A 25,041-nucleotide genomic window follows, 5' to 3' on the forward strand; every position below is an offset into this window, starting at 1 on the left:
CTGTAAGACTACTCATTGACCATTTTTAACTTATCATTAATTGTATTATTAATCGCTTTAACTGGATTTTTTGTGGCAACAGAATTTGCAATTGTAAAAGTACGTATGTCTAAAATTGATCAACTAATTGCAGAAGGAAAAAAAGGCGCACTTGCCGCTAAAAAGGTCGTTTCTCATTTAGATGAATATTTATCAGCTTGCCAATTAGGAATTACGGTTACTGCATTAGGTTTAGGTTGGTTGGGAGAGCCTACAGTAGAAAAAATACTACACCCTGTGTTTGAAAGATTTAACTTTAATGAATCCTTAACACATATTCTTTCATTTGGTATTGCCTTTGCCGTTGTTACCTTTTTACATGTTGTTGTTGGTGAACTTGCTCCTAAAACGGTTGCCATTCAAAAAGCTGAAGCAATTACCCTAGCTACTGCTCGTCCAATTATTTTGTTTTACAAAATTATGTACCCATTTATTTGGGCATTAAATGGTTCAGCACGATTGCTTGTAGGGATCTTTGGGATGAAGCCAGCCTCAGAACATGAATTGGGACTTTCTGAAGAGGAATTACGTATCTTAATGTCGGAAAGTTATAAAAGCGGGGAAATAAATCAAAGTGAATTGAAATATGTAAATAATATTTTTGAATTCGATGAAAGAATCGCAAAAGAAATTATGGTACCCCGAACTGAAATTGTAAGTATTTCAATTGATAATTCATACGAAGAGGTAGTAAAGATCGTACAATCTGAGAACTATACACGATATCCTGTAGTGGATGGAGACAAAGATAACATTCTTGGATTTTTAAATGTAAAAGAATTTCTAACTGCAAAGGTAATGAATGATATAAATGTCCAGGATATGAAATTAGAAACATTCATTAATCCCGTTATTCGTGTCATTGAAACGATACCAATTCATGACCTCTTAGTAAAAATGCAAAAGGACCGCACACATATCGCGATTTTAATCGATGAATACGGCGGTACATCCGGTTTAGTTACTGTTGAAGATATCATAGAAGAAATTGTTGGAGAAATTAGGGATGAATTTGATGATGATGAAGTTTCTGAAATTAGAAAATTAGCAGAAGATCATTATCTTTTGAATGCTAAAGTTTTAATCAGTGATGTAAATAATTTACTTGGTACGAATTTAGATGATGAAGAAATTGATACGATTGGCGGCTGGATGCTGACACAAAATTTTGATGCGCAAGTTGGCACTGAAATTGAAGCAGAGGATTATGTGTTTAAAGTGAAAGAGATTGATGGTCACCATATCATATATTTAGAAGTAAAAAAGGTAAACACCATGAATAGTGTCATGAATTAATAGCCCTTTTTAAGGATTTTCAGACTGTAGACAAACTCGGTGAAATTTGAGTTTGCCTGCAGTTTTTTTAATATGTAATTAACACAATTCACAAAACACCTGCCATTACTAGTAACTATATCGGCTGCATGCCCTCATATTAAAGAGAGTGTTCGTAGAGTTCTTCTCTCATTAATGATGTTAACTTGATAAAATCACAAAATGGGTTCAGAAAGATAGATTCTGAGCCTCTTATATCGAAAAACTAAAAAGCCCTTAATAAGGGCTTTTTAAGGGCTTTTTTTTGAAAATATTATGACTAGGCAGAAGCAAGAGGATAATCATTAACTACATGACTTTAATAATAATTGAGTTTCGAAAATTAATTTGTCCAATTCTTGGCTATATTTAATTGTTTCCGGGTTATCCATTCCTTTTGTTTGCGCGGTTACAATCATTAGCCTTCTAGCCAGACTAATTTTATTTGCTAATTCAGATTCTAAATATGTCATAGTTCATAGCTCCTAATAAGATGGTAAGATCGTATATTTATATTATTAAGGATTTTGAAAGATTTTGAAATGCTTTCGACAATTGTTCTATGAAAAAGACAATTTTCCTCGAGATTTTCACACATGCTTTAACTCCAAATAATTAAAATACACATTCCTTTACTATAAATTGTTAAGAATAGGAACATCCGTATAACAAAAATTAAGTTGGAAAAGATAAATTCAACAACAATTAAAGTTTTAATGAGATGCTATGACGATCTTATGGGTAATTAAAGGGAGTTACGAATGAAAAAAGAAACGATTAGCTCACTGCAACTTTTTTATATACTTATTGGATTTGAATTTGGAACAACGATCATATTAGGGGTAGGCTCAGGGGCAAAGCAGGATGTATGGATAGCCATCTTGACTGCTGCTATTTCCAGTTTGATTTTAATGACTATTTATATCAAGTTATCAGCTTTGTACCCAAATTATACATTGCTGCAAATGCTTCCGGTCATAGTAGGAAAATATTTAGCTTATCCAATAATTGTTCTTTATATAGGTTATTTTATTTATATCGCAGCAAGAGTGTGTCGCGATTTTGGTGAACTAATGATATCAACTATTTTAGTAGAAACTCCAATTGCGGTAGTTATTGGGAGCCTGATGGTATTAATGATCTATTGTCTCCGCGGTGGGATTGAAACATTTGGTCGAATGGGAGAAGCTGTTTTTCCATTATTTATGTTTTCTTTAGTGATTATTTGGATTCTTTTATTAACGGTTCATTCTTTTAATATTACAAACCTTACTCCTGTATTAGGAAATGGAATAAAACCTGTTTTAAAGGAAGTATTTCCAAATACTCTTACTTTTCCATTTGGTGAATCTGTCATTATCTTGATGTTTATTCCCTTCTTAAACAATAAAAAGCATGCTGGAAGGGTAGGTTTTGCTGTCATTTTAATTGGAGGAACCCTTTTATCCATTAATTCAATCCTCATTTTATCTGTGTTAGGTCCTGAGATATACAAGAATGATTTCTTTCCGCTTCTTTCTGCTACAAGATTAGTTAGTATCGCAGATTTTTTAGAAAGATTTGATGCGATCATTATCCTTATGATGGTAGCTGGGGTTTTTTTTAAGGTTGGAATGTTCACATTCGGCGCTGCAGTAGGGATATCACATTTATTCAATGTGAAAAATACTAAGTCCATCCTTCTTGGAATCGGTATGATTTTAACGCCACTATCTTTATTAATAGGAGACAACTTTATAAGATTTTTAGAAATTGGTTTAGAATTTATCACCGTATATATTCATCCAGTACTGCAAATGATTATTCCCTTCAGTTTGCTTTGTATTGGGTTTATGCGAAAGAAGTTTCAATCAAGGAAAAATCATTCATAAGTGTACGACTTATTTACCAAGACATTGACTGTCTTGTTTTTTTGTTTCTGATTTATTGAGTACATATTAAGGATAGATTCGGAAATGATAATCTCAACTAGGAATGAAATTTTTCCCTCTAAATGTTGATTGATTTTCGGGCGATAAAAGGGAGATGGAAATGGAAAAGGAAAACATTAGTTCACTGCAACTTTTCTATCTTTTTATTGGATTTGAATTTGGAACAACGATTATTTTGGGAGTAGGGGAAGGAGCAAGGCAAGATGAGTGGCTCGTTCTTTTAATTAGTACATTATGTGGTTTGATTTTAATGGGGATCTATATTCTACTAGCAGCATTGTACCCTAACCAAACATTTGTGCAAATGCTTCAAGTTTCATTAGGGAAATTTTTGGGTTATCCGATAATTGTTATTTATATTATTTATTTTATTTACATTGCTGGAAGAGTGTGTCGCGATTTTGGTGAACTAATGGTAACAACTATTTTAGTTGAAACTCCCATTGTTGTCATTATTGGCAGCTTTATGGTTTTGATGATTTATTGTCTTAGAGGTGGAATTGAAACGTTTGGCCGTATGGGAGAAGCTGTATTTCCTTTGTTTATGTTTTCTTTAGGTATTATTTGGATTCTCTTATTAACGGTCAAATCTTTCAATATTTCGAATCTAACCCCTATATTAGGAAATGGATTAAAGCCGGTATTAACAGAGGTGTTTCCATCAGTTACAATGTTTCCATTTGGTGAGACTGTTACGATCATGATGTTCTTTCCATTTTTAAACAAGAAAAAGAATGCTGGAAAAGCTGGGTTTGCTGTTATCTTAATTGGAGGAATTCTATTAACAATTAATTCAGTTCTCATTTTATCTGTGCTAGGCCCGGAAATAATTCAGGAAGCTCAATTTCCGCTTCTTTCGGCTACAAGATTAGTTAGTATAGCCGATTTTTTAGAAAGATTTGACGCCATTATTATTCTAATGATGGTTGCCGGAGTGTTTTTTAAGGTAGGTATTTATACGTATAGTGCAGCTTTAGGGTTATCACAATTAATCAAAGTCAACACTATGAAGTCGATATTACTAGGTTTAGGTACCATTATCACTCCACTATCACTATTAATAGGAAATAACCTTGTAAGCTTTTTAGAATTTGGTTTAGGGTTTTTCAATAATAAAGTTCAACCTATTATGCAATTACTTATTCCTCTTTTGTTGCTTTGTATTGGATTTATCCGGAAGAAATTTCTTACAAGCAAAAATAATTAGTGATATGGGAGTTTATCATGAAAATCGAAAAAATTAGTGGGCTTCAACTTTTCTACATAATGGTTGGATATGAACTTGGGACAGCCATAATTCTAGGTGGTGGTGGTGAAGCAAAGCAAGATACATGGCTGGTTTTAGTTTTAGGTATGCTTTGCAGCCTTATTGTAATGGGGGTTTTTATTAAATTATCGACCTATTACCCAGATGATACTCTCATTCAGATGATACCTAAGATTATTGGGAAATATCTTTCATATCCTATAATCATTCTTTATATTGGCCATTTTACTTATTCAGCTGCGAGAGCTTGTCGGGAGTTAGGAGATCTTATCCTTGCAACAATATTAACTGAGACTCCAATTTTTGTTGTTATTGGCAGTTTTATGTTGTTAATCGTCTATTGTCTCTGTGGTGGAATCGAATCATTTGGCCGAATGAGTGAGATGGTTTTTCCAATCTATCTATTTTCATTAGCCGTCATATGGATTTTGTTATTAAGTGTAGAGGATTTTACAACCCGAAACCTTACCCCGGTATTAGGTAATGGTGTGAAACCGGTCTTGAATGAAGTGTTTCCAAATAGAATAAACTTTCCATTTGGTGAAACAATTATCATAACAATGTTTTTTCCATTTCTAAGCAATAAATTGAATATCAGCAAAATAGGAATGTTGGTCGTATTGGTGGGAGGGATATTGTTAACCATTAACTCAATTATGCTGATATCTACTATAGGACCTGAAATATATAGCGGGAATTATTTCCAACTTTTAACAGCTACACAAATGGTTTCTATTGCAGATTTTTTAGAGCGTTTTGATGCGGTCGTTATTTTAATGATGGTAGCGGGAGTGTTTTTTAAAGCGGGTGGATGGACATTTGGGGCAGCTTTGGCCGTTTCTCAATTATTCAAAGTAAAGGAAATGAAGCCTGTACTAGTAGCTCTCAGTACAATTATTGTTCCCATATCGCTTTTAAGTGCAAATAATTATATAGAGCATATTGAAATTGGTTTTGACTTTTTTGTACCATACGTTCACACATTTTTGCAGATTTTTATACCGATTCTTTTGTTCTGTATCGCATTTATTCGAAATAAAAAACTTTCATAATTAATAGTATTCAGCCTTTCTGGAGGTGAGTGTATGAAGATGTTAAAGTGGATGAAATTATTAAATTCTACTCAACAAGCTATAAGTAAGAAAAGTCCTAATCAAGGGACCAATATAAATCCTAATGATTTATTAACAGGGATGATAGAAGAAGATTTTTATAAAATTAAACGCCAGATGGAGGGGGCTTCCGATTTTTCGTATCGAAAGTTCAAATTTAATACGTATACAGCTATTATTCTATATCTTGATGGACTAGTAGATATGAAAAGAATGGAAAGTAATATTATCGATCCATTATTAAATCAAAGTAAGGATTTACTTCAAAAAGATGATCTGACAATTAACGAAATAGAGGATGAAATAAGCTCAGGGAAAGTAAAGATAGCAAATACAATCCAACAGATTACAGATCATGTATTAGCTGGAGGGACAGTATTACTTATTAACAGTCTTACTCAATCCCTTTTAATAAGCGAACAATCATGGGAAAAACGATCTGTTGAAGAACCGGCTTCAGAAGCTGTTGTTTTAGGTCCTAGAGAAGGTTTTACTGAAAATATTCGAACAAATACAAGCATGATTCGTCGGAGAATTAAATCATCCAACCTAAAGTTGGAAAGCATGAAGATTGGCAAATTATCAAAAACTGAGGTAGTTATAACATATATCGAGGGAATTGCAGAGTCATCATTAGTTGAGGAAGTTCGTACAAGACTGAAAAGGATTGATATTGATGCTATAGAAGATAGCGGGTACATCTTAGAATTTATTGAGGATAAACCATACTCTGTTTTCCCGCAAGTGCTGCAAACGGAACGTCCTGATCGAGTAGTTGGAAATCTTCTTGAAGGAAGGGTAAGCATAATCGTCGAAAATAGTCCCTTTGCACTTGTCGTTCCAGTTACTTTTTTCCAAATGATGAATTCTCCAGAGGACTATTATGGAAGATTTATTATGGCAACTTTTATACGCATGATCAGGTATTTATTTCTTCATATTGCCTTATTGTTTCCTTCTATTTATATTGCTGTAACAACCTTTCATCAGGAATTATTACCAACAAACCTTTTATTTAGTGTAGCAGCCTCTAGGGAAAAAGTTCCTTTTCCCGCAATCGTAGAGGCATTGTTAATGGAGATTACCTTTGAGGCCCTAAGGGAAGCCGGTTTAAGATTACCCAGACCAATTGGTTCAACAGTCAGTATTGTAGGAGCATTAGTAATCGGTCAAGCTGCGGTAGAAGCGGGGATTGTCTCCGCGCCTTTGGTTATTGTCGTTTCAATTACCGGGATTGCCTCGTTTATGTTTCCGAGTTACAGCATGACAGGGGCAATTCGCCTCCTGCGATTTATTATGATGTTTTTAGCTGCATTTCTTGGTTTTTATGGAATTCTATTAGGGGTATTTTTTATTCTTGTTCACCTTGTTCAGCTGCGTTCATTCGGTGTTCCATATTTGGCACCTCTTGCCCCTTTTAATTTTAATAATATGAAAGATATCCTTATTCGAGCACCATGGTGGAAAATGAACGAACGCCCTGAACAGGTTGGGAAAAGTAATTTAAAAAGGTTAGGCTCACAAAATAGAAAAAACTAGATGTCAAAGAGGACAGACAGGGTGATGCTGATGAAAACCATTAAATTCTATTTCATAGTGATGATCTCGATCTCATTACTTACTGGTTGCTGGAATCGAATCGAGGTAAATGATATTGCCATTGTGACTGCTATTGGATTGGATCTCCAAGAAGATGATAAAATCCGTTTATCACTTCAAGTTGCAATTCCCTCTAAGCTGGGGCCAACTAGTGGTACAGGTACATCAGGGAGCGGCAATAGTACGTTTATGATATCTGAGACAGGTGCAACACTTTCTGAAGCGTTCCGCCACCTTCAAGGGAAGTTATCAAGACGTGTATTTTTCTCACATAGCAGGGTTTTATTGATAGGGGAAGACTTAGCTAAGGAAGGTGTTTCCCATATTCTTGATTTCTATTCACGGTACCATCAACCACGTATGAATAGTTATATCATGTTTACAAAAGGAGATGCTTTCGATGTTATAAAAAACCAGCCGCAACTTGAAAGTGTTTCAGCTGAGGAAACGAGAGAATTAACGAAGCTTACTGTCGGATTAACAGTTAATATCAAAGATTTTCTAGATATGCTTCTTACAGAAGGGTTAGAACCAGTAGCTCCACAATTTGCCTCAGAGCCTTTGGAAGTTAATACGGATAGTCAAAGTGAAAATGCACAAGCGATTGTTGGTGCTGCAGTTTTTAGGGGAGATAAATTAGTTGGGTGGATGAATGATAACGAAACAAGGGGAATATTATGGCTTCGCAATGAGATGAATATGGGAGTCATAACGGTTGATCTCCCTAAAGGAAAGGGTGATGGCCATATTAGCTCAAATATTATTCGATCTGAAACAAACATAGAACCTAAAATAAAGAATGGTAAAATACATATTTCTGTAAATACCACGTCAGAGATGAATGTAATGGAAAATGCTTCAGAGTTATCGTTAGATGACTCGAAAAATATTGAGAAATTGCAAAAAGAAATCGAAAAAGAAATTAAAAATAGAATCCAAAAAGCGTTAGATAAAGCAAAAGATGATTTGGAATCAGATATATTCGGATTTGGTGAAGCTGTATATAAAAAATATCCAAAACAATGGAATGAAAAATATAAAAAATCATGGGAAAAGGATTTTCCAGAATTAGATGTGTCGATTAATCCGAAGGTATATGTAAGACGGATTGGTCTAACGAAATAAAAACTATTCATCAAAAAAAGAGAAGGGTTGATATATGTTTAAGTTTTTGCTCATTGGTGTCATCTTTATCATTATATTCTCTTGGGAAATACCCAAATTAATAAAACAAAAGCAACTAAAAGAGTTATTCGTTTTTTCCTTTCTGGGAATAATAGGATTTATCTTAAGCATACTGGTGGTTATACAATCGTTTATTTAAATATAGATCATTTAGTATATTAAGATGGCTTTTACATTCTCGGAAAGTAAGTGAATATAGACCAAGAGTCACATATTTGCGAGGAATGCCCTTTAATTTTTAAATAGAAAAAGGAGTTGAGTACATCTCACTCCTTTTTGTTGTTGGCTGTTTTCGCATACTTTGTTGCTATTTACCAAGTAATGCGGTGTGGTTGATTACAGCGAGAGATGCACGATGACCGCGGGGCGGACGGTGAGCCTCCTCGGCGTAAACGCCTGCATGAGTCTCACCTGTCCCGCTACTCCCGCAGGAGTCTCGCAATCTGCTCCAATCAACCTTAAATAGTTTTCGTTTTAAAAACAACAATCTTTACGAAAAGAGCCTTGTTTTTATAACAATAAACTAAGATAATTTTTGAACTTTAAATCTTAAAACAGTCTTTCATTTCTCTGCAACCGTTTTTCTTACATCAGAAATGTAGATTTCTTTGTGTCGTTTATCAATTCTTATTAGTCCATTCTCCTCGCAATATTTTTCCATAATTGAGAAAGTAGCAGGTTCATCATCGTAACTGCCATGATGCATCTCATCTGTAAAAAGTCCATCAGATAATCGTTCATATTTTGCCAATTGGACAGGCAGGTGTTTCTTTTTCATCCTTACATGTTCAATTGTTTGTTGAAAAAGGTCTTCTGTTACAAAATCAGGCTGCCTAATCATTAATTAATACACAAGCTCATTTTTATCAAAATAGTCTAACTTTTTTCCTGCTTCGGTTAAATCCCATATACCTTTAAGCGGGTACACCGTATATTCATAGTAACCATCAGGAGCAATTCCTCTTTTCGGCATCATCCGAATACGATAAGACAATGCATACAAAAGCTCTATATGTAAACGAAATGTATCACGATCAGGATGTTTTCCTACACCATTTACTGTGATATACCATTTTTCACTATCATCCAATAAAGTCGGTTTTTTTATTAGGTAAATAGATATCCTTTTCTCTTTTCCGCCATTCGTACTTCATTTTATAACATTCACCTGCATAGCTTTTTATTTCATTTGTTATTTAGGATATTATCTTCCAATAAATCTGAAGGATCACCATAAACCTTTGTAATATGTTTTTCTCCCCACGCACATAAGGAGTCCAAAATACTCTGTAAGGTCTCGCCATACTCACTTAGTTCATATTCCACTTTTGGTGGAATTTGATGATGAACAATCCGATTAATAACTCCATCTTCTTCTAACTCTCGTAATTGTTGAGTTAGCATTTTTTGTGTGATGTTAGGCATAAGTCGCTTTAATTCACTCGTCCGTTTTTTACCATGTGTGAGATGACAAAGGATTACACATTTCCATTTTCCGCCTATTACTTCAAGTGTTGCTTCAACTGATATATTGTATTTCTTTTTCTGCATATGGAATCTCTCCTATTTTAATAGGCACTAAAAAGTACCTATAGTACAAAAAGGTACCTTAATCACTTTAAAGTGCGTACTTTTCTTTATGACTGTTATATCTCATAATAACATTTGCCAGCTGATAACGAACAGATTTTTATTCCATTCTTTATTGGCGTAAAACCCCACCATTAAGATTAAGGTGAAAGGAAAGCTGATCATCTGTGGAGGGGAAATACCCGTAAAGAAGACCAAAGTAGGCCATGAAGTCCAAGAGTTAGGAGATTGCCACAATGCAGGGTATGAGCGTGATAATCTCGCTTTATTTATATAGTTTGTTCAAAAGTTAAAGATTAATAAGTAGGAGGAGAAATCATGACTTTAGATAAAAAACGAAGTACATTTGCACTTCTTGCATTAGCGGTCAGCGCTTTTGCAATTGGAACCACAGAATTTATTAGTGTAGGCCTGCTGCCATTAATTGCAGAGGATCTAACGATTCCAGTAACTACAGCCGGGTTAACCGTTTCTTTATATGCCTTAGGCGTAACATTTGGTGCGCCAATCCTAACCTCTTTGACATCTCGTATGTCGAGAAAAACATTATTACTTTGGATTATGATTATTTTTATCATTGGTAATAGTCTGGCAGCCAGTGCGACAAGTATTGGTGTATTACTAGTGGCACGTGTCATTTCTGCGTTATCACATGGTGTGTTTATGTCAATTGGCTCTACAATAGCTGCAGATTTAGTTCCTGAAAATCGTAGAGCAAGTGCGATATCTATTATGTTTACAGGACTAACTGTCGCGACCGTTACCGGTGTACCATTTGGAACATTTATTGGACAGCAACTAGGGTGGAGAACGGCTTTTATTGCTATTATTATTATCGGTATTATCGCCTTAATTGCTAACAGTATCCTTGTGCCATCTGATTTACGAAAAGGTACTCGAACAACATTTCGTGACCAATTTAAGCTTGTGACCAATGGCCGTTTACTGCTCTTATTTATCATTACAGCTCTTGGTTATGGAGGTACATTTGTTGTGTTTACCTATTTATCTCCATTACTTCAAGATATTACAGGCTTTAAGGAAGATACAGTTGCTATCATCCTGCTTGCCTATGGACTTGCGATTGCAATTGGAAATATGGTTGGTGGAAAGTTATCGAATATAAATCCGATTGGTTCATTATTTTATATGTTTATTATACAGGCAATTGTCCTTTTTCTATTAATGTTTACAGCCCCATTTAAAACAGCAGGCTTAATTACGATTCTCTTAATGGGACTATTAGCCTTTATGAATGTGCCTGGATTACAAGTTTATGTCGTTATGTTAGCTGAACGTTTCGTGCCAAGTGCAGTGGATGTAGCTTCTGCTATCAATATAGCTGCGTTTAATGCTGGTATTGCTATTGGTTCGTATTTAGGTGGTTTAATTACTGAATCGATCGGTCTTATTCATACTTCATGGATCGGCGCATTGATGGTATTAACAGCTGCAATATTAACAGGATTCAGTCGTGCACTTGAACAAAAGGATAAAAAGAGTGAAGCACTAGCAGGATAGTAGTCAGGATGAGAGGAGGTGATCCTGCTAAAAACCGGCTGCATGTTATAAATAATACTTTTAAAAATTTAGGAGGTTTATATAAAATGATTAAAAATTTACAAGATACAACAACTTTGCATAATGGTGTGAAAATGCCCTGGTTCGGTATTGGAGTTTTTAAAGTAGAAGAAGGCCCAGAGTTAGTGAACGCAGTAAAAACAGCGATTAAACATGGTTATCGCAGTATCGATACAGCAGCAATTTATGAAAATGAAGAGGGCGTAGGACAAGCCATAAAAGAAGCAATTACTGAATTTGGTGTTACTAGAGAAGAACTTTTTATTACATCAAAAGTGTGGAATGCTGATTTAGGATACGAGTCTACGATCGCAGCCTATGAAACGAGTTTAAATAAGCTTGGATTGGACTATTTAGATTTGTATCTGATTCATTGGCCTGTAGAAGGAAAATATAAAGAGGCATGGAGAGCATTGGAGACACTTTACACAGACGGGAAAATAAAAGCAATTGGAGTAAGTAATTTCCAAGTCCATCATCTTGAAAATTTGATAAAAGATTCAAAAATTAAACCGATGGTTAACCAAGTAGAATACCATCCTCGATTGACACAAAAGGAGCTTAAATCGTTTTGTCAGGACAATGGCATTCAACTAGGAGCTTGGTCACCTTTAATGCAAGGTCAATTGCTTGATAATAAAGTCTTACAAGAGATTGCAGATAAGTATAAAAAATCTATTGCCCAAGTCATTTTGCGTTGGGATTTACAAAATGGAGTTGTAACCATACCGAAATCTACGAAAGAGCATCGTATCGTAGAAAATGCTTCTGTCTTCGATTTTGAATTGTCAGAAGCCGATATGGAACGCATTAATGGATTAAATCAAGATTTACGAGTTGGACCAGATCCTGATAATTTTGATTTTTAAATAGAAGAAAGTGATGAAACCGTTCGGAATTCGAGCGGTTTTGTTGTGTTAAAAAGCATTTTCTCTTTAACCTAATTGATCATATTGAAAAGATAGATCTCATACAAAATTAAATGTAAAATTAGCCAGAAAGTTGTATAGTTAGGGTATCATTTAATTATTTGGTGGGATTTATATGAACTTTGTCATTCTTGTATTACCTGCATTTTTAATCTTAGCTATCGGGTATATCGGGCAAAAAAAGTTAAAAATCGATAGAAAATCAGTCTCTACTACTGCCCTTTATTTAATGTCGCCTTTTTTGGCTTTTCGAACATTCTATACGAATAAAGTGTCAATCGAGTATCTTTATATCGTTTTATTTTGTCTTACTCTATGTGCAGTCTTGTTAGTTTTAATTCTTTTCATTGGGAAAGTGAAAAAATTGCAACAACCTAAAGTTTCTGCAATGATTTTATCAGGTGTGTTTATGAATAGCGGGAATTATGGGGCACCAATTATTTTATTTGCATTTGGAAGTGTTGGATTTGATTATGCAGTTATCATGATGGTCATTCAATCATTATTGATGAATACGGTTGGCTTGTATTATGCTGCAAAAGGTAGTAAAGAGACAAATACTATGAAAGAATCATTAATGAAAGTAGTTAAAATGCCAATTATTTATGGGGCGGCACTTGGTCTGATTATTCAAGTGTCAGGATTAATCGTACCGAATTTTGTTATACAAGCTGTCGAATTAATAGCAGATGCGGCAATCCCGACGGTCATGCTTGTTCTAGGTATGCAATTAGCAACATTAAGTAGAAACAACATGAAATTAGGTGAAGTAGCTAGTATGGTTATGATAAAAATGGTTGTGTCTCCTATTATTGCCTATTTCATTATCATGATATTTTCAATTGAAGGGTTATTAGCTAAAATATTACTTGTTTTGGCAGCCATGCCAACGGCTGCAAATACAACTTTGTATGCTTTGCAATTTAATACTGAGCCGGAATTTGTGTCATCAAGTACACTTATTACAACAATTTTGAGTATCATTACTGTACCAATCATGCTTTTACTTGTTTCATAATTGTTAACATAAAACGATACATAATAAAAGGACTGATCACATGTACTTAACCATTCAAGAAACAGCAGAATACCTCTCTTTACCAGAAGAACAAGTAAAAAGTTTAATACTACAAAAAAAAATTAGAGCTTTATATGATGGTGAACAATATTTAATATACAAAGATCAATTTCAAACACACTTTGAGCAATTAGAAAAGTATAAAAGATTATTAGATGATTATATGAAGGAACCAATACCAGAGGATATTGATGTAAAAGATGAAGACTAATTAATTGTAAGGAATAAAAATGAAGGGACATTCTCCATTTGGAGAATGTCCCTTCATTTTTATTTTAATTTAAACGAGCTTTTTAATGATACGATACGGTTAAAAACGATATGATCTTTTTTTGAGTGTTTAGGGTCAACATTAAAATATCCATGACGGAAAAATTGATATTTGTCGTGTGCTTTTACATCCTTCATATTTGGCTCAACAAATCCTTGTAAAACTTCCAACGAGTTTTTGTTCACAAAGTCTAAGAATGTTTTTTCTTCAAAACTTTCTTCTTCAGGGTTTTCCGTTTCGTTTTCTTCATTATCAAGAATTAGTGGTTCATATAAACGGAATTCGGCAGGAAGAGCATGCTTTGCATCAACCCAATGCAGAGTACCTTTCACTTTACGTCCAGTAAATCCTGTTCCACTTTTTGTTTCAGGATCATACGTACAATGAATCTCAAGCACATTTCCGTCCTCGTCTTTGATAACCTCTTCACATTTAATGAAGTAAGCATGTTTTAGACGTACTTCATTACCAGGGAACAAACGGAAGTACTTTTTAGGAGGATCTTCCATAAAGTCTTCTTGTTCGATGTAAATTTCACGAGAAAACGGAATTTGTCTCATACCCATTTCAGGAACTTCAGGATTGATTTCAGCGTCTAACATTTCAACTTGATCTTCAGGATAATTCGTAATGACAACTTTTAGCGGGTTTAGAATTCCCATTGTACGAGGTGCTTTAAGCTTTAGATCTTCACGAACAAAATGTTCAAGCATTGCTTCATCAACAGTACCAAAGCCTTTTGATACGCCAGTTTCTTTTACGAATTCACGGATTGCTTCAGGAGTGTACCCTTTTCTTCGTAAGCCTGAAATTGTTGGCATACGCGGGTCATCCCAGCCGTCAACAAACTTTTCATCTACAAGCTGTTTTAATTTTCGTTTACTCATAACAGTATTAGAAATGTTCAAACGGCCAAATTCAATTTGTTGCGGTTTATTTTCCATTTCACATTCTTCAATCACCCAGTTATAAAGAGGGCGTTGATCTTCAAATTCTGTCGTACATAAAGAATGTGTAATTCCTTCGATTGCATCTTCTAGTGGGTGGGCAAAGGCATACATTGGATAAATGCACCAAGCATCACCAGTGTTATGATGTGTTGCATGTGATACGCGATAAATAACTGGATCGCGTAAATTGATGTTAGGTGAAGACATATCAATTTTTGCGCGAAGAACCTTCACACCATTTTCGAATTCGCCTTTTCTCATACGTTCAAATAGATCGATATTTTCCTCTACTGAACGATTTCTAAAAGGACTTTCTTTACCAGGCTCAGTTAATGTGCCGCGGTATTGTCTAATTTCATCAGCGTTCAAGTCATCAACATATGCTTTGCCTTTTTTAATAAGAAGCATTGCGCGATTATACATTTCTTCAAAATAATCAGAGGCAAAAAATAATCCGTCCCATTGATAGCCTAACCATGCAACATCTTCCTTGATTGCTTCAACGTATTCAATATCTTCTTTTAATGGGTTTGTATCATCAAAACGTAAATTTGTTTTTCCATTAAAATCATCTGCTAATCCAAAGTTAATCACAATTGATTTTGCATGACCAATGTGAAGGTATCCGTTAGGCTCAGGTGGGAAACGAGTATAGACATTATCACGTTTTCCAGTTTCAAGATCCTCTTTAATAATACTTTTTATAAAGTTTGAGGAATTGTGTTCCAAATGAAATCAAACCTTTCTTTTTTATGTAAAAATGAGTTCTGTAACCATTATACCAATAGTAACGAAAAAGGGTAATTTACTCTCTTAATATATTTAGTAATAATATCACTATTTACATGATAACTCATCTGTATACAGATGAGTTTCATTAGAAAAAAGATAAGAAGGAATATGGAGTAACCACATGGTATGAAACAGAGTTGTATTTAAAAGTGAACATGTTAAATCGGACCCACAAAAAATAATAAAAATTTAAGTTCTTCCAGTTTCCTAATTAAAGGAATTTTTTTGGGTATTTGCAATTATTATATATGGTACATTATGGTTTTGCAGGACTAGAAATATAGTTGTTTATTTCAGCCTTAACACCCGCAAACAGCATGAAGTGCGACTAGAATTAGTGGAGGAATCGGATGGAAAAAGAAACTACTTTTAAAGACTTTATTGGAAATCGATTTATTCGCGCGATTTTACTGTCAGGTTTGTTCTTGCAGCTTGGTATTTGGGTAAGAAATTTTTCTGTGTTACTTTTTGTTATGGAACAAACGAATGAAGATCCTTTTGCAGTATCAATGATTTCGGTTGCTGAATATGCTCCAATTTTTATTTTTTCCATTATTGGAGGGACGTTTGCAGACAGGTGGAAACCAAAGAGGACGATGGTTTGGTGTGATATTTTAAGTGCTATTTCTGTTTTTGCTGTTTTAATTACGTTAATCTTTTCATCTTGGCATGTTGTCTTCTTTGCGATGCTAATATCATCAATACTTTCGCAGTTCTCACAGCCGTCTGGAATGAAGCTATTCAAAGTACATGTTCCTGAAGCACAACTTCAAATGGGAATGTCTATTTACCAAACAATGTTTGCCTTGTTTATGATTATTGGGCCAGTTATTGGGACTGTGGTGTTTCAACAATTTGGAATTGAAGTATCAATAGCCATTACCGGTGTTATGTTTTTGTTTTCAGCTGTAGCATTAATGTTTTTACCTGCAGATAAAACAATGGAAAAAACGACTGAACAAACAACCGTTGTAACAGAGTTTGTTCAGGGATTTAAGTATGTATTGAAAAATAAATTTTTAACACTTCTTGGAGCGAATTTCTTTGTTGCTGGTTTAGCAATCGGCTTAATACAGCCATTAGGTATTTTTATCGTGACAGAGAAGCTGCAGATGAATAAGGAATTTATCCAATGGTTTATGGCGATAAATGGAGTTGCCATGATTATAGGCGGTGGAATTGCATTAGCCATTTCAAAAAAAGTCAAGCCGATTCGAATGCTTGCGGCTGGAATGCTTGTAAATGCTATTATGATTTCAATAATGGGTTTCTCAACTATTCTTTGGCTTACATTAGCAGCACAGTTTTTTGCGGGATTAATGATGCCGGCAATCCAAATTAGTATTAATACAATGATTCTTCAAAATGCAGAAGAACCATTTGTTGGACGGGTAAACGGGATTATGACACCGCTCTTTATGGGTGGAATGGTGTTGATGATGAGCCTAGCAGGGATAGTCAAACAGCTTACAGGTTTAGCTTTAGCCTATCAAATTTCTGCCATTTGCCTGATAATTGGTGTCATACTTGTGATGCCCCTCGTACTCAACAGGAAGGATCAGAAGAAGGATGTGAAATTTTCAGCTAAAGAAATGGGATGAAACAGAAGCATAAGTAGTGGTCATTTACGACATACTTATGCTTTTTTTGATTCTAGATTATATCAGTATTTATACATACTTTATCTTACTAAATAGATATACCAACGTATATAAAAATCAATTATGAATATAATAACGGAGTCTAAAAGGAGGTGTAACCATGCCAAATTTAAATGATAATAAATTTAGAAAGATACAATCTGAAAGTCAAAAGCAAGGTAAATCTCAAGAAGAGTATGCAGCAGAGCTTGATCGTAATCGAGCGAAGAGCCAAAAGAAAAAGTGAACCATATTGTCATATTTTTGCGTAAAGATCACAAATACAGTCTAACAGATTTCCTGCCGTTTATGAATTGAAGGGTATGAACCTTCTATTTATAAACGGCTTTTTCATTGAGAATAAAATATTTTCTGTTTAAAAAATATTCAAAAAATAGTTGACATTATTGCGATACCCAATTAAAGTATATTTATTCTTTCTTTTACTGAATTGCATATAAACAATCTCTTATCAAGAGTGGCAGAGGGACTGGCCCGATGACGCCCGGCAACCGTTCTATTATATAGAATTGGTGCTAATTCCTGCAAAACCTTATTTGGTTTTGAAAGATAAGAGAGGAGACTCCTTATATATTTTGTGGCGAAACCTCTCTATCTTTAGAGAGGTTTTTTGTATTATCAGGTTTTATCTTTTAAAAGGCGATAGTACAAGAAAAACGAAGACTTTCACTACTAAACGATGGTGTTACGTCAAGTTTTTATTATGTTAATGAAATGTAATTGAAGCAATATCAATAGAGAAAAGGGGAGTCACAAACACATGAAAAAGAGATTTCTAAATTCTGCATATTTATTAATTCTTGTATTTACTTTGTTATTAACTGGATGCTCTTCAGGTGGTGGAGAAACAACTGCGTCTGTTAAAGAGAAAGGAAATCAAGATGTATCACTAGATGGTGTTCCAGAACGATTTACTGGTGATGATGTAACAAAAATTAAAGTGATTCGAAAAATTGGTGGTGATGATCATACTGCTCAATTTTTTGCCGGTGCAAAAGAAGAGGGTGAAGCGCTTGGCTTCCAGGTAGATGTATTTACAGCAAATGGTGACACAGCTAAATTTCATGATGCTATTGCACAGGGATTAGAGGAAGATTATGACGGGTTTATTATTTCACATGGAGATGATGCAGCAACAGTCGCTGAAGTACAAAAACTTGTTGATGCAGGTAAAAGCGTTGTAACTTTTGATTCAAATGAAGAGTTAGCGAAAGTTGAAGGTGTAACACTGACATCCCAAGATGATGAAGCACTTGCTACGTTAGCTTTAGACCAGCTTATTAAAGATACAAAAGGTGAAGCTAACATTGTATATCTTTGGGTAGACGGTTTTCCGCCAATGGTGAGACGTAATGCGGTCTATCAAGAAAAATTAGCCAGTAATCCTGGTTTGAAAGAAATTGAACGATTTGGAGTGGCTTCAGCTGATACATCAGTACAAACTCAAAATGCTGTAGCAGCAATGTTAAATAAACATCCTAAAGGTGAAATTGACGCAATATTTGCAACATGGGATGCATTTGCAATTGGTGCAGCTCGTGCAATTAAAGAAGCCGGAAGAGATGAAATAAAACTTTATGGGATCGATGTCTCAAATGCTGATCTTCAAGAAATCCAGGATAAAAGCAGTTCTTGGAAATATACAGCAGCAGTTGATCCTAAGCTGATTGGTGCGGTAGATATGAGATTACTAGCTAAAAAGTTAGCTGGTGAAGAAACACCTGAGACGTATAACCTTGAAGCTTCACTTATTTCTCAAGATGCATTAGCAAAATCTAGTGAACCTATTAACATGGTTAATCTTGCAGATTCAATTGAAGGCTGGGGACAATCAACAGCATTTGAAGAAGAGTGGATCAAAACATTAAAAGAGTATTATAAAAAATAATTTTAAGGTCTTACAAACACTCTCTTTGCTAGTTTAAGAGAGTGTTTGTTTTTAGCATAAGGTAGAATGCTGATTTATAAGAAAGGAGGCATGTTATGTTGAGTACGTTGTTAGAAATGAAAGCTATTTCGATTGAATTTCCAGGAATAAGAGCATTAAATTCAGTCGGTTTTTCAATAAAAACTGGGACAACACATGCACTTATCGGTGCGAATGGTGCTGGAAAGTCAACGTTAATGAAAGTCTTATCAGGTGCTTATGATCATTACACAGGTGATATATTAATTGATCAAAAGCAAGTGAATATCCGAACACCAAAGGATGCGCAAAGCAGCGGTATTCAAATTGTTCATCAAGAGGTAGACACAGCATTAATTTCTTATTTAACAGTAGGGGAAAATATTCTGTTATCCAAAACTGTTAATGATAAGGGGAGAAGCTTCTTTGTAAATTGGAAGAACCTTCATGAAGAAGCAACAGATATTCTGCAAAGCTTACACATAAATGTATCTTCCAAAAGATTAGTTAGCGAATTATCCTTGGCAGAAAAACAAATGGTGCTAATTGCAAGAACAGTTTCAACAAATTGCCGCTTTCTCATTTTAGACGAACCAACGGCCCCGTTAAGCCATTCAGAAACAAAGGAGCTCTTTCGTATTGTGAAGGAGCTGAAAGACAAAGGTGTAGGAATTATCTTTATATCGCATCGCCTTCCTGAAATATTTGAGATTTGTGAAGAGATTACAATTATGAGGAATGGAAAGGTTGTGACACATGAGTTAATTTCGAATACTACACCAAATAAGGTCGTGGAACTAATGTTAGGAAGGGAACTTACAGAACAATTTCCTCAAAAATCTTTATCTTTCGTGACGGGTGAAGCCATTTTTGAAGTGAAAAATCTTTGCGATTCAGATAAATTAACAAATATATCTTTAACAGTGAATAAAGGTGAAATTGTTGGGATAGCAGGTTTAGTTGGCGCAGGGAAAACAGAATTATGTAAGGCATTATTTGGCGAAACAAAAATAAAGACTGGAGAAGTAAAACTGCATGGAAAGGTATTGCGCTTATCTAATCCATATCAAGCAGTTAAGCAAGGAATCGCATTAGTTCCGGAGGAAAGAAGAAAAGAAGGAATTCTCGTTATGGAATCTGTCTCGACAAATTTAACGGCAGCGAATTTAGGGCGTTTTACAAAACGTTTGGGTTTTATAAATAGAAAGGCAGAAAGAAGCACATCATTAGAGCTCATTGAGCGCCTTGGGATAAAAACACCTTCAGAAGAAGCAATGGTTCAACATTTATCTGGGGGAAATCAGCAAAAAATCGCAATTGGCAAATGGTTAATCGCTGATGCTGATGTATATATCTTTGATGAACCGACAAAAGGAGTCGATGTCGGGGCTAAAAAAGATATTTTTGAACTCATTTTAGAACTTGCCAACAAAGGAAAAGCGATCATTTATGCTTCCTCTGAGCTTTCAGAGATAATTGGGATTACGAATCGTTTATATGTTCTATATGATGGACAAGTCGCTAAGGAAATAGAAACAAACGTAACAAACGAAGAAGAGCTACTATTTTATTCAACAGGAGGGAAGTAAGGATGAATCAATCACATCCTGTACAAGTGAATAATCCTTCTAAAAGGACATTCGATTTATTCCAATTTTTATATAAATATGGAACAATCCTAACAATCTTTCTCTTAATCATCATATTTGCCGCTACGAATCCATCGTTTATTCAAGGTAATAATATAATTAATATTTTACGTTCTATTTCGATTGTGACAATTATCGCGATTGGAATCACCATTTCTCTCGCTGTAAATGGATTTGATTTATCAGTTGGTTCTGTAGCCTCTCTATCGAATGCAATCGTCATTTCAATGTTTGTGTGGTTTTCGCAAAATACGGTTGTGGCTATTTTTTCGGCTATTGTAGCTTCACTGCTTGTCGGAGCCTTAAATTCATTTGTCATTGTAAAGCTAAAGGTTCCGGATATGCTTATAACGCTGGCGACTATGTTCATTGTACAAGGGATAGCACTCACGTACACAAAAGGAGCAACAGTATCGCAAAATATGGTAATGCCTGACGGAACCTTTTCAACAGGAATCATCAGTCCTCTTTTTGAAAAAATTGGTCAAGTACCATGGATTATCCTTATAATGGTCGTTGTTGTTGTTGTCGTTCATGTTTTCCTAACTTACACAAAACATGGACGTTATATGTATGTGATTGGCGGTAATATCGAAGCGGCTAGGTTAACAGGAATTCCTGTTAATAAATATAAAGTAATCGCCTATTTGTTATCAGCATTATTTGCTGCAATTGGCGGGATTGTCCTTGCTTCTCGCGTGATGACAGCTGAAATAAATGCGGGATCTCCTTATTTAATGGATTCAGTTGCTGCTGCGTTTATCGGATTTTCTGTTTTAGGTGCAGGAAAGCCAAATGCATTTGGCACTTTTATTGGGGCTGTTTTAATCGGTATTCTTCAAAACGGACTTGTGATGATGTCTGTACCTTACTTTGCAATGGATATCGTAAAAGGGACAGTACTTGCATTTGCACTTGCGCTTACTTATTACAGAAAAAAATAACGGGATGGATTTTTCCATTTGAAGCACATTTGTTACCAATTTAGAGCATACTGTATAGAGGATATGGAGGCTATATGCTAGTCTCCTGCATGGCTTAAAAGTTACAATGTATTGTCCTTTCTGGATAAACAAATGTATTTATGCAGAAGAAATTTCTTGATTAATTAAGCAAAACGGGCGATAATAAAACATATTATTGACTGAAAATTTTAAATTGTAGGAGATGTGGAAATGAAGGTTGTAAAGTTCGGAGGTTCTTCCTTAGCGTCAGGGGAACAACTTAAAAAAGTACTGCAAATCGTTGTCTCAGATCCAGATAGAAAAATCGTAGTAGTCTCAGCTCCTGGGAAACGTTATTCCGACGATATTAAAGTGACTGATTTATTAATTGAGTGTGCCAAAAAGCATTTAAATAATGATCATGCTGAACCTGTTTTTGCGGCGATCATCGAGAGATACGCATGCATTGCAAAAGAATTATCAATTTCCCTCGATATTATAGAGAAAATTTCTAATGATTTAAAGGATATTCTTAACGGAGATAAGAGTAAGCCAGAAAGTTATTTAGATGCAGTGAAAGCAAGTGGAGAGGACAATAATGCGAAGCTTATTGCTGCTTATTTTCAACATCATGGTGTTGAAGCACACTATGTAAATCCAAAGGATGCAGGATTACTAGTTTCAGATGAACCTGGAAATGCGCAAGTTTTGCCGGAGTCTTATGATAATTTATATAAATTGCGTGAAAGATCAGGAATCATTGTCTTTCCAGGATTTTTTGGATACACAAAGAGCGGTGAAGTTCTTACGTTCTCAAGAAGTGGCTCAGATATTACAGGTTCTATTTTAGCTAACGGAATAAAAGCGGATTTATATGAAAACTTTACAGATGTGGATGCTGTTTACTCTGTTAACCCAACGATTGTAAAAAATCCAAAGGAGATTAAAGAGCTAACATACCGTGAAATGCGCGAGCTTTCATACGCAGGGTTTTCTGTTTTTCATGATGAAGCTTTAATACCAGCATTCCGTGCAGGTATTCCTGTAAATGTAAAGAATACAAATAACCCATCTGCACCGGGAACAAGAATTGTTAATGAACGAACTAATTCGAACGGTCCTGTCATCGGAATTGCAAGTGATAAAGGGTTTTGCAGTATTTATGTGAGCAAATACTTAATGAACAGAGAAATCGGCTTCGGTCGTAAACTGCTGCAAATTTTAGAAGATTTCGGTTTAACATATGAGCACACACCATCAGGTATTGATGATGTAACAGTTATTTTAAGACAAGATCAAATGGATGAAGAAATGGAAAAAGCAATCCAAGACCGTATTATGACTGAATTACATGCAGACGAAGTGATCATAGAACATAACCTTACATTGATTATGGTTGTTGGTGAAGGAATGCGTCATAATGTCGGTACGACAGCACGTGCATCAAAAGCACTTGCTAATGCAGGTGTAAATATTGAAATGATTAATCAAGGTTCATCAGAAGTTAGCATGATGTTTGGGGTAAAAGAATTGCAGGAAAAACGAGCTGTTCAAGCCCTTTATAATGAGTTTTTTGTAGCTGTGCCAGTTTAATTGTTAGAAATAAAGAATAAAGATGCTAGGTTAACCTAGTGTCTTTTTTGTTGTTTTCATAAGCATTGCAATATTGGCTTAATAATGAAATATGCGAAAACAATAAATTGTCTATATTCGATAGTATTGCTTGAACAAAATAATTTTTTCCTGTTGAATTTTTTTGTCCCAACTCATAAAGTTATAAACCAAACACTAATTTTCTACAGGTTTGAGTCGACCGGACTATGCTGAATCTTTATCACAAACATTTATCTTGAATTCGTTACAATCTAAACAACAATCTTTTAAAAAGGAAAAATTTGTAGCTATATAACAGTATTAGGAATGGTTGATTAAAAACGAGAGGATGCACGATGACCGTGGGGCGGGAGGTGAGCCTCCTCGGAGCTAGCGCCTGCATGAGTCTCATCTGTCCCGCTGCTCCCGTAGTAGTCTCGCATATCCGTTCCAATCAACCTAAATAGTTTTTGTTCAAGGAACCTATTTAAAAGCAACTATCTTTTAGAAAACAGCCTTTAAAAAAGAGGCCTTTTTATTTGCTGTTTTAAAAATCAGTTTCAACTATTATTAGATAAGTTGATTTCGTGTATACTTGTTACAAGCAAATTAAAGTTGGAGTTGTATTAAAGATGACAATTGGAGAAATTGCAAAACTAGCTGGTGTTGCAAAAAGTACAGTTTCGCGGTATTTGAATGGCGGATCTGTTGGTGAACGTACAAAAATAAAAATTGAGCGTGTTATTAAAGAGACTGGATATGTTCCTAATACATTTGCTCGTAGCTTAAAAGCGAAGAAGACGAATATTATTGGCACAATTGTTCCTAGGCTTAATTCTTATGCAACATCTCAAACATTAATCGGAATTGATGAGCAACTAAGAGAACAGAATTATCAGTTACTCATATCAAATACTAGTCAAGATATTAAACGCGAAATTGAAAGTATCTATACATTAGCAAATCAAAAAATTGCAGGAATCATTCTGTTGGCGACACGATTAACAGATGAGCACTTTGAAGCCTTTCAAAAAATAGATGTCCCAGTATTGTTAGTTGGGCAGCAAGATCCACGTTGCTATAGTTTAATCCATAATGATGAAGAAGCTGGGTATGAGCTTGGGAGATATATTATTGGTCAAGGTCACAGAAAAATTGCTTATCTTGGGGTGACAGAAGAAGATATAGCAGTTGGAGTGAAAAGGAAACTTGGATTTAAAAAAGCTATCTCACATGAAAGTGATTGCGAGGTTACCTATTTTGAAACAAGCTTTAATTTAAAAGAAGCAATAAAAAAGTTTCCTGAAATCTATGTAACCTACAAACCTTCGATTATTGTCTGTGCAACTGATAATATTGCTCTTGGTGTATTAAAGGCAGCACAAATGGAAGGATTACATGTACCAGAAGATTTATCGATTACAGGATTTGGCGGCTATGAGGTGACAGAAATAACTCATCCTAGTATAACGACAGCAAAATTTAACTATAAGGAAGCAGGTGTTCTAGCAGCTAAAAATATTGTGAAATTGGTTAATAATGAAGAAATAGAAAAGATTACCGTTTCAAATTTCGACATGATTATTAGAGAGAGTGTTGACAAACTTAACTAGAATTTATATACTATTAATGGAACCGGTTCCACGACCG

General features: G+C 34.9%; 22 protein-coding genes and 1 riboswitch. Of the genes, 17 read left to right on the top strand and 5 right to left on the bottom strand.

Features of this window, described 5'->3' with window-relative positions; all coding sequences use genetic code 11:
* The first annotated feature begins 15 nt into the window (after positions 1-15).
* Positions 16-1,335, top strand: coding sequence for a hemolysin family protein (locus GMB29_RS02085; RefSeq protein WP_136355807.1), 1,320 nt, complete (start codon positions 16-18; stop codon positions 1,333-1,335).
* A gap of 323 nt (positions 1,336-1,658) precedes the next feature.
* Here the strand turns inward: GMB29_RS02085 and GMB29_RS02090 are convergent, their stop codons facing one another.
* Complete coding sequence (locus tag GMB29_RS02090; RefSeq protein ID WP_136355809.1) at positions 1,659-1,826, bottom strand: aspartyl-phosphate phosphatase Spo0E family protein; 168 nt, start codon at positions 1,824-1,826, stop codon at positions 1,659-1,661.
* 288 nt (positions 1,827-2,114) lie between these two features.
* Here GMB29_RS02090 and GMB29_RS02095 point away from each other — a divergent pair, with 288 nt between their 5' ends.
* The 5 genes from GMB29_RS02095 (at position 2,115) to GMB29_RS02115 (ending at position 8,387) form a co-directional block, all read left to right on the top strand.
* Positions 2,115-3,224, top strand: a complete 1,110-nt coding sequence (locus tag GMB29_RS02095; RefSeq protein ID WP_136355811.1) for a GerAB/ArcD/ProY family transporter — start codon at positions 2,115-2,117, stop codon at positions 3,222-3,224.
* A gap of 160 nt (positions 3,225-3,384) precedes the next feature.
* Positions 3,385-4,491, top strand: a complete 1,107-nt coding sequence (locus GMB29_RS02100) for a GerAB/ArcD/ProY family transporter (RefSeq protein WP_168733895.1) — start codon at positions 3,385-3,387, stop codon at positions 4,489-4,491.
* Between the two features lie 17 nt (positions 4,492-4,508).
* Positions 4,509-5,603: a GerAB/ArcD/ProY family transporter gene (locus GMB29_RS02105; RefSeq protein WP_136355815.1), complete on the top strand. Its 1,095-nt coding sequence runs from the start codon at positions 4,509-4,511 to the stop codon at positions 5,601-5,603.
* 33 nt (positions 5,604-5,636) lie between these two features.
* Positions 5,637-7,202, top strand: coding sequence for a spore germination protein (locus GMB29_RS02110; protein WP_227551458.1), 1,566 nt, complete (start codon positions 5,637-5,639; stop codon positions 7,200-7,202).
* 30 nt (positions 7,203-7,232) lie between these two features.
* Complete coding sequence (locus GMB29_RS02115; RefSeq protein ID WP_168733896.1) at positions 7,233-8,387, top strand: Ger(x)C family spore germination protein; 1,155 nt, start codon at positions 7,233-7,235, stop codon at positions 8,385-8,387.
* A gap of 622 nt (positions 8,388-9,009) precedes the next feature.
* Here the strand turns inward: GMB29_RS02115 and GMB29_RS27155 are convergent.
* From GMB29_RS27155 to GMB29_RS02125, 3 genes are all read right to left on the bottom strand, one after another.
* Positions 9,010-9,288 carry a GyrI-like domain-containing protein gene (locus GMB29_RS27155; protein WP_227551460.1) on the bottom strand — a complete coding sequence of 93 codons (279 nt, stop codon included), beginning with the start codon at positions 9,286-9,288 and terminating at the stop codon, positions 9,010-9,012.
* Between the two features lie 3 nt (positions 9,289-9,291).
* Complete coding sequence (locus GMB29_RS27160) at positions 9,292-9,537, bottom strand: hypothetical protein (protein WP_227551463.1); 246 nt, start codon at positions 9,535-9,537, stop codon at positions 9,292-9,294.
* A 95-nt stretch (positions 9,538-9,632) separates the two neighbouring features.
* Positions 9,633-9,998 carry a winged helix-turn-helix transcriptional regulator gene (locus tag GMB29_RS02125; protein WP_136355819.1) on the bottom strand — a complete coding sequence of 122 codons (366 nt, stop codon included), beginning with the start codon at positions 9,996-9,998 and terminating at the stop codon, positions 9,633-9,635.
* 357 nt (positions 9,999-10,355) lie between these two features.
* Here GMB29_RS02125 and GMB29_RS02130 point away from each other — a divergent pair, with 357 nt between their 5' ends.
* From GMB29_RS02130 to GMB29_RS02145, 4 genes are all read left to right on the top strand, one after another.
* Positions 10,356-11,558 carry an MFS transporter gene (locus tag GMB29_RS02130; RefSeq protein WP_136355821.1) on the top strand — a complete coding sequence of 401 codons (1,203 nt, stop codon included), beginning with the start codon at positions 10,356-10,358 and terminating at the stop codon, positions 11,556-11,558.
* 86 nt (positions 11,559-11,644) lie between these two features.
* Positions 11,645-12,487 carry an aldo/keto reductase gene (locus GMB29_RS02135; RefSeq protein WP_136355823.1) on the top strand — a complete coding sequence of 281 codons (843 nt, stop codon included), beginning with the start codon at positions 11,645-11,647 and terminating at the stop codon, positions 12,485-12,487.
* Between the two features lie 175 nt (positions 12,488-12,662).
* The gene (locus tag GMB29_RS02140) at positions 12,663-13,565 is read left to right on the top strand and encodes an AEC family transporter (protein WP_136355825.1); all 903 of its coding nucleotides are present in this window, start codon (positions 12,663-12,665) and stop codon (positions 13,563-13,565) included.
* A 40-nt stretch (positions 13,566-13,605) separates the two neighbouring features.
* The gene (locus tag GMB29_RS02145; protein ID WP_136355827.1) at positions 13,606-13,836 is read left to right on the top strand and encodes an excisionase family DNA-binding protein; all 231 of its coding nucleotides are present in this window, start codon (positions 13,606-13,608) and stop codon (positions 13,834-13,836) included.
* A 59-nt stretch (positions 13,837-13,895) separates the two neighbouring features.
* Here GMB29_RS02145 and GMB29_RS02150 read toward each other — a convergent pair whose 3' ends face one another.
* Positions 13,896-15,575 carry a glutamine--tRNA ligase/YqeY domain fusion protein gene (locus GMB29_RS02150; protein ID WP_136355829.1) on the bottom strand — a complete coding sequence of 560 codons (1,680 nt, stop codon included), beginning with the start codon at positions 15,573-15,575 and terminating at the stop codon, positions 13,896-13,898.
* 413 nt (positions 15,576-15,988) lie between these two features.
* On the opposite strand from GMB29_RS02150, the gene GMB29_RS02155 reads away from it, so the two are divergent.
* The 7 genes from GMB29_RS02155 to GMB29_RS02180 all read left to right on the top strand — a co-directional run bounded on the left by GMB29_RS02155 (position 15,989) and on the right by GMB29_RS02180 (position 25,004).
* A complete protein-coding gene (locus GMB29_RS02155; RefSeq protein WP_136355831.1) occupies positions 15,989-17,239 on the top strand; it encodes an MFS transporter in 1,251 nt (416 codons plus the stop codon).
* A gap of 160 nt (positions 17,240-17,399) precedes the next feature.
* Positions 17,400-17,525, top strand: a complete 126-nt coding sequence (locus GMB29_RS27575; RefSeq protein ID WP_264766588.1) for a hypothetical protein — start codon at positions 17,400-17,402, stop codon at positions 17,523-17,525.
* 219 nt (positions 17,526-17,744) lie between these two features.
* Positions 17,745-17,855, top strand: a riboswitch (SAM riboswitch).
* Positions 17,856-18,059: 204 nt separating this feature from the next.
* Positions 18,060-19,187, top strand: a complete 1,128-nt coding sequence (locus GMB29_RS02160) for a sugar ABC transporter substrate-binding protein (RefSeq protein WP_136355833.1) — start codon at positions 18,060-18,062, stop codon at positions 19,185-19,187.
* 95 nt (positions 19,188-19,282) lie between these two features.
* Complete coding sequence (locus tag GMB29_RS02165) at positions 19,283-20,794, top strand: sugar ABC transporter ATP-binding protein (protein ID WP_136355835.1); 1,512 nt, start codon at positions 19,283-19,285, stop codon at positions 20,792-20,794.
* A gap of 2 nt (positions 20,795-20,796) precedes the next feature.
* On the top strand, positions 20,797-21,798 hold the full coding sequence (locus GMB29_RS02170) for an ABC transporter permease (protein ID WP_136355837.1): 1,002 nt from the start codon (positions 20,797-20,799) through the stop codon (positions 21,796-21,798).
* 231 nt (positions 21,799-22,029) lie between these two features.
* Positions 22,030-23,391, top strand: coding sequence for an aspartate kinase (locus GMB29_RS02175; RefSeq protein WP_136355839.1), 1,362 nt, complete (start codon positions 22,030-22,032; stop codon positions 23,389-23,391).
* A 632-nt stretch (positions 23,392-24,023) separates the two neighbouring features.
* Positions 24,024-25,004 carry a LacI family DNA-binding transcriptional regulator gene (locus tag GMB29_RS02180; RefSeq protein ID WP_136355841.1) on the top strand — a complete coding sequence of 327 codons (981 nt, stop codon included), beginning with the start codon at positions 24,024-24,026 and terminating at the stop codon, positions 25,002-25,004.
* The last annotated feature ends 37 nt before the right edge of the window (positions 25,005-25,041 follow it).

Source organism: Metabacillus sediminilitoris (genome assembly GCF_009720625.1).
GTDB classification, from domain to species: Bacteria; Bacillota; Bacilli; order Bacillales; family Bacillaceae; genus Metabacillus; species Metabacillus sediminilitoris.

Excerpts from the sequence above, each read along its gene's own strand:
- GMB29_RS02130 (WP_136355821.1), top strand. The coding sequence starts at position 10,356 with ATGACTTTAGATAAAAAACGAAGTACATTTGCACTTCTTGCATTAGCG.
- GMB29_RS02110 (WP_227551458.1), top strand. The coding sequence starts at position 5,637 with ATGAAGATGTTAAAGTGGATGAAATTATTAAATTCTACTCAACAAGCT.
- GMB29_RS02170 (WP_136355837.1), top strand. The coding sequence starts at position 20,797 with ATGAATCAATCACATCCTGTACAAGTGAATAATCCTTCTAAAAGGACA.
- GMB29_RS02095 (WP_136355811.1), top strand. The coding sequence starts at position 2,115 with ATGAAAAAAGAAACGATTAGCTCACTGCAACTTTTTTATATACTTATT.
- GMB29_RS02165 (WP_136355835.1), top strand. The coding sequence starts at position 19,283 with ATGTTGAGTACGTTGTTAGAAATGAAAGCTATTTCGATTGAATTTCCA.
- GMB29_RS02155 (WP_136355831.1), top strand. The coding sequence starts at position 15,989 with ATGGAAAAAGAAACTACTTTTAAAGACTTTATTGGAAATCGATTTATT.
- GMB29_RS02115 (WP_168733896.1), top strand. The coding sequence starts at position 7,233 with ATGAAAACCATTAAATTCTATTTCATAGTGATGATCTCGATCTCATTA.
- GMB29_RS27575 (WP_264766588.1), top strand. The coding sequence starts at position 17,400 with ATGCCAAATTTAAATGATAATAAATTTAGAAAGATACAATCTGAAAGT.
- GMB29_RS02145 (WP_136355827.1), top strand. The coding sequence starts at position 13,606 with ATGTACTTAACCATTCAAGAAACAGCAGAATACCTCTCTTTACCAGAA.
- GMB29_RS02105 (WP_136355815.1), top strand. The coding sequence starts at position 4,509 with ATGAAAATCGAAAAAATTAGTGGGCTTCAACTTTTCTACATAATGGTT.
- GMB29_RS02125 (WP_136355819.1), bottom strand. The coding sequence starts at position 9,998 with ATGCAGAAAAAGAAATACAATATATCAGTTGAAGCAACACTTGAAGTA.
- GMB29_RS02100 (WP_168733895.1), top strand. The coding sequence starts at position 3,385 with ATGGAAAAGGAAAACATTAGTTCACTGCAACTTTTCTATCTTTTTATT.
- GMB29_RS02090 (WP_136355809.1), bottom strand. The coding sequence starts at position 1,826 with ATGACATATTTAGAATCTGAATTAGCAAATAAAATTAGTCTGGCTAGA.
- GMB29_RS27155 (WP_227551460.1), bottom strand. The coding sequence starts at position 9,288 with ATGATTAGGCAGCCTGATTTTGTAACAGAAGACCTTTTTCAACAAACA.
- GMB29_RS02180 (WP_136355841.1), top strand. The coding sequence starts at position 24,024 with ATGACAATTGGAGAAATTGCAAAACTAGCTGGTGTTGCAAAAAGTACA.
- GMB29_RS02135 (WP_136355823.1), top strand. The coding sequence starts at position 11,645 with ATGATTAAAAATTTACAAGATACAACAACTTTGCATAATGGTGTGAAA.
- GMB29_RS02140 (WP_136355825.1), top strand. The coding sequence starts at position 12,663 with ATGAACTTTGTCATTCTTGTATTACCTGCATTTTTAATCTTAGCTATC.
- GMB29_RS02175 (WP_136355839.1), top strand. The coding sequence starts at position 22,030 with ATGAAGGTTGTAAAGTTCGGAGGTTCTTCCTTAGCGTCAGGGGAACAA.
- GMB29_RS02160 (WP_136355833.1), top strand. The coding sequence starts at position 18,060 with ATGAAAAAGAGATTTCTAAATTCTGCATATTTATTAATTCTTGTATTT.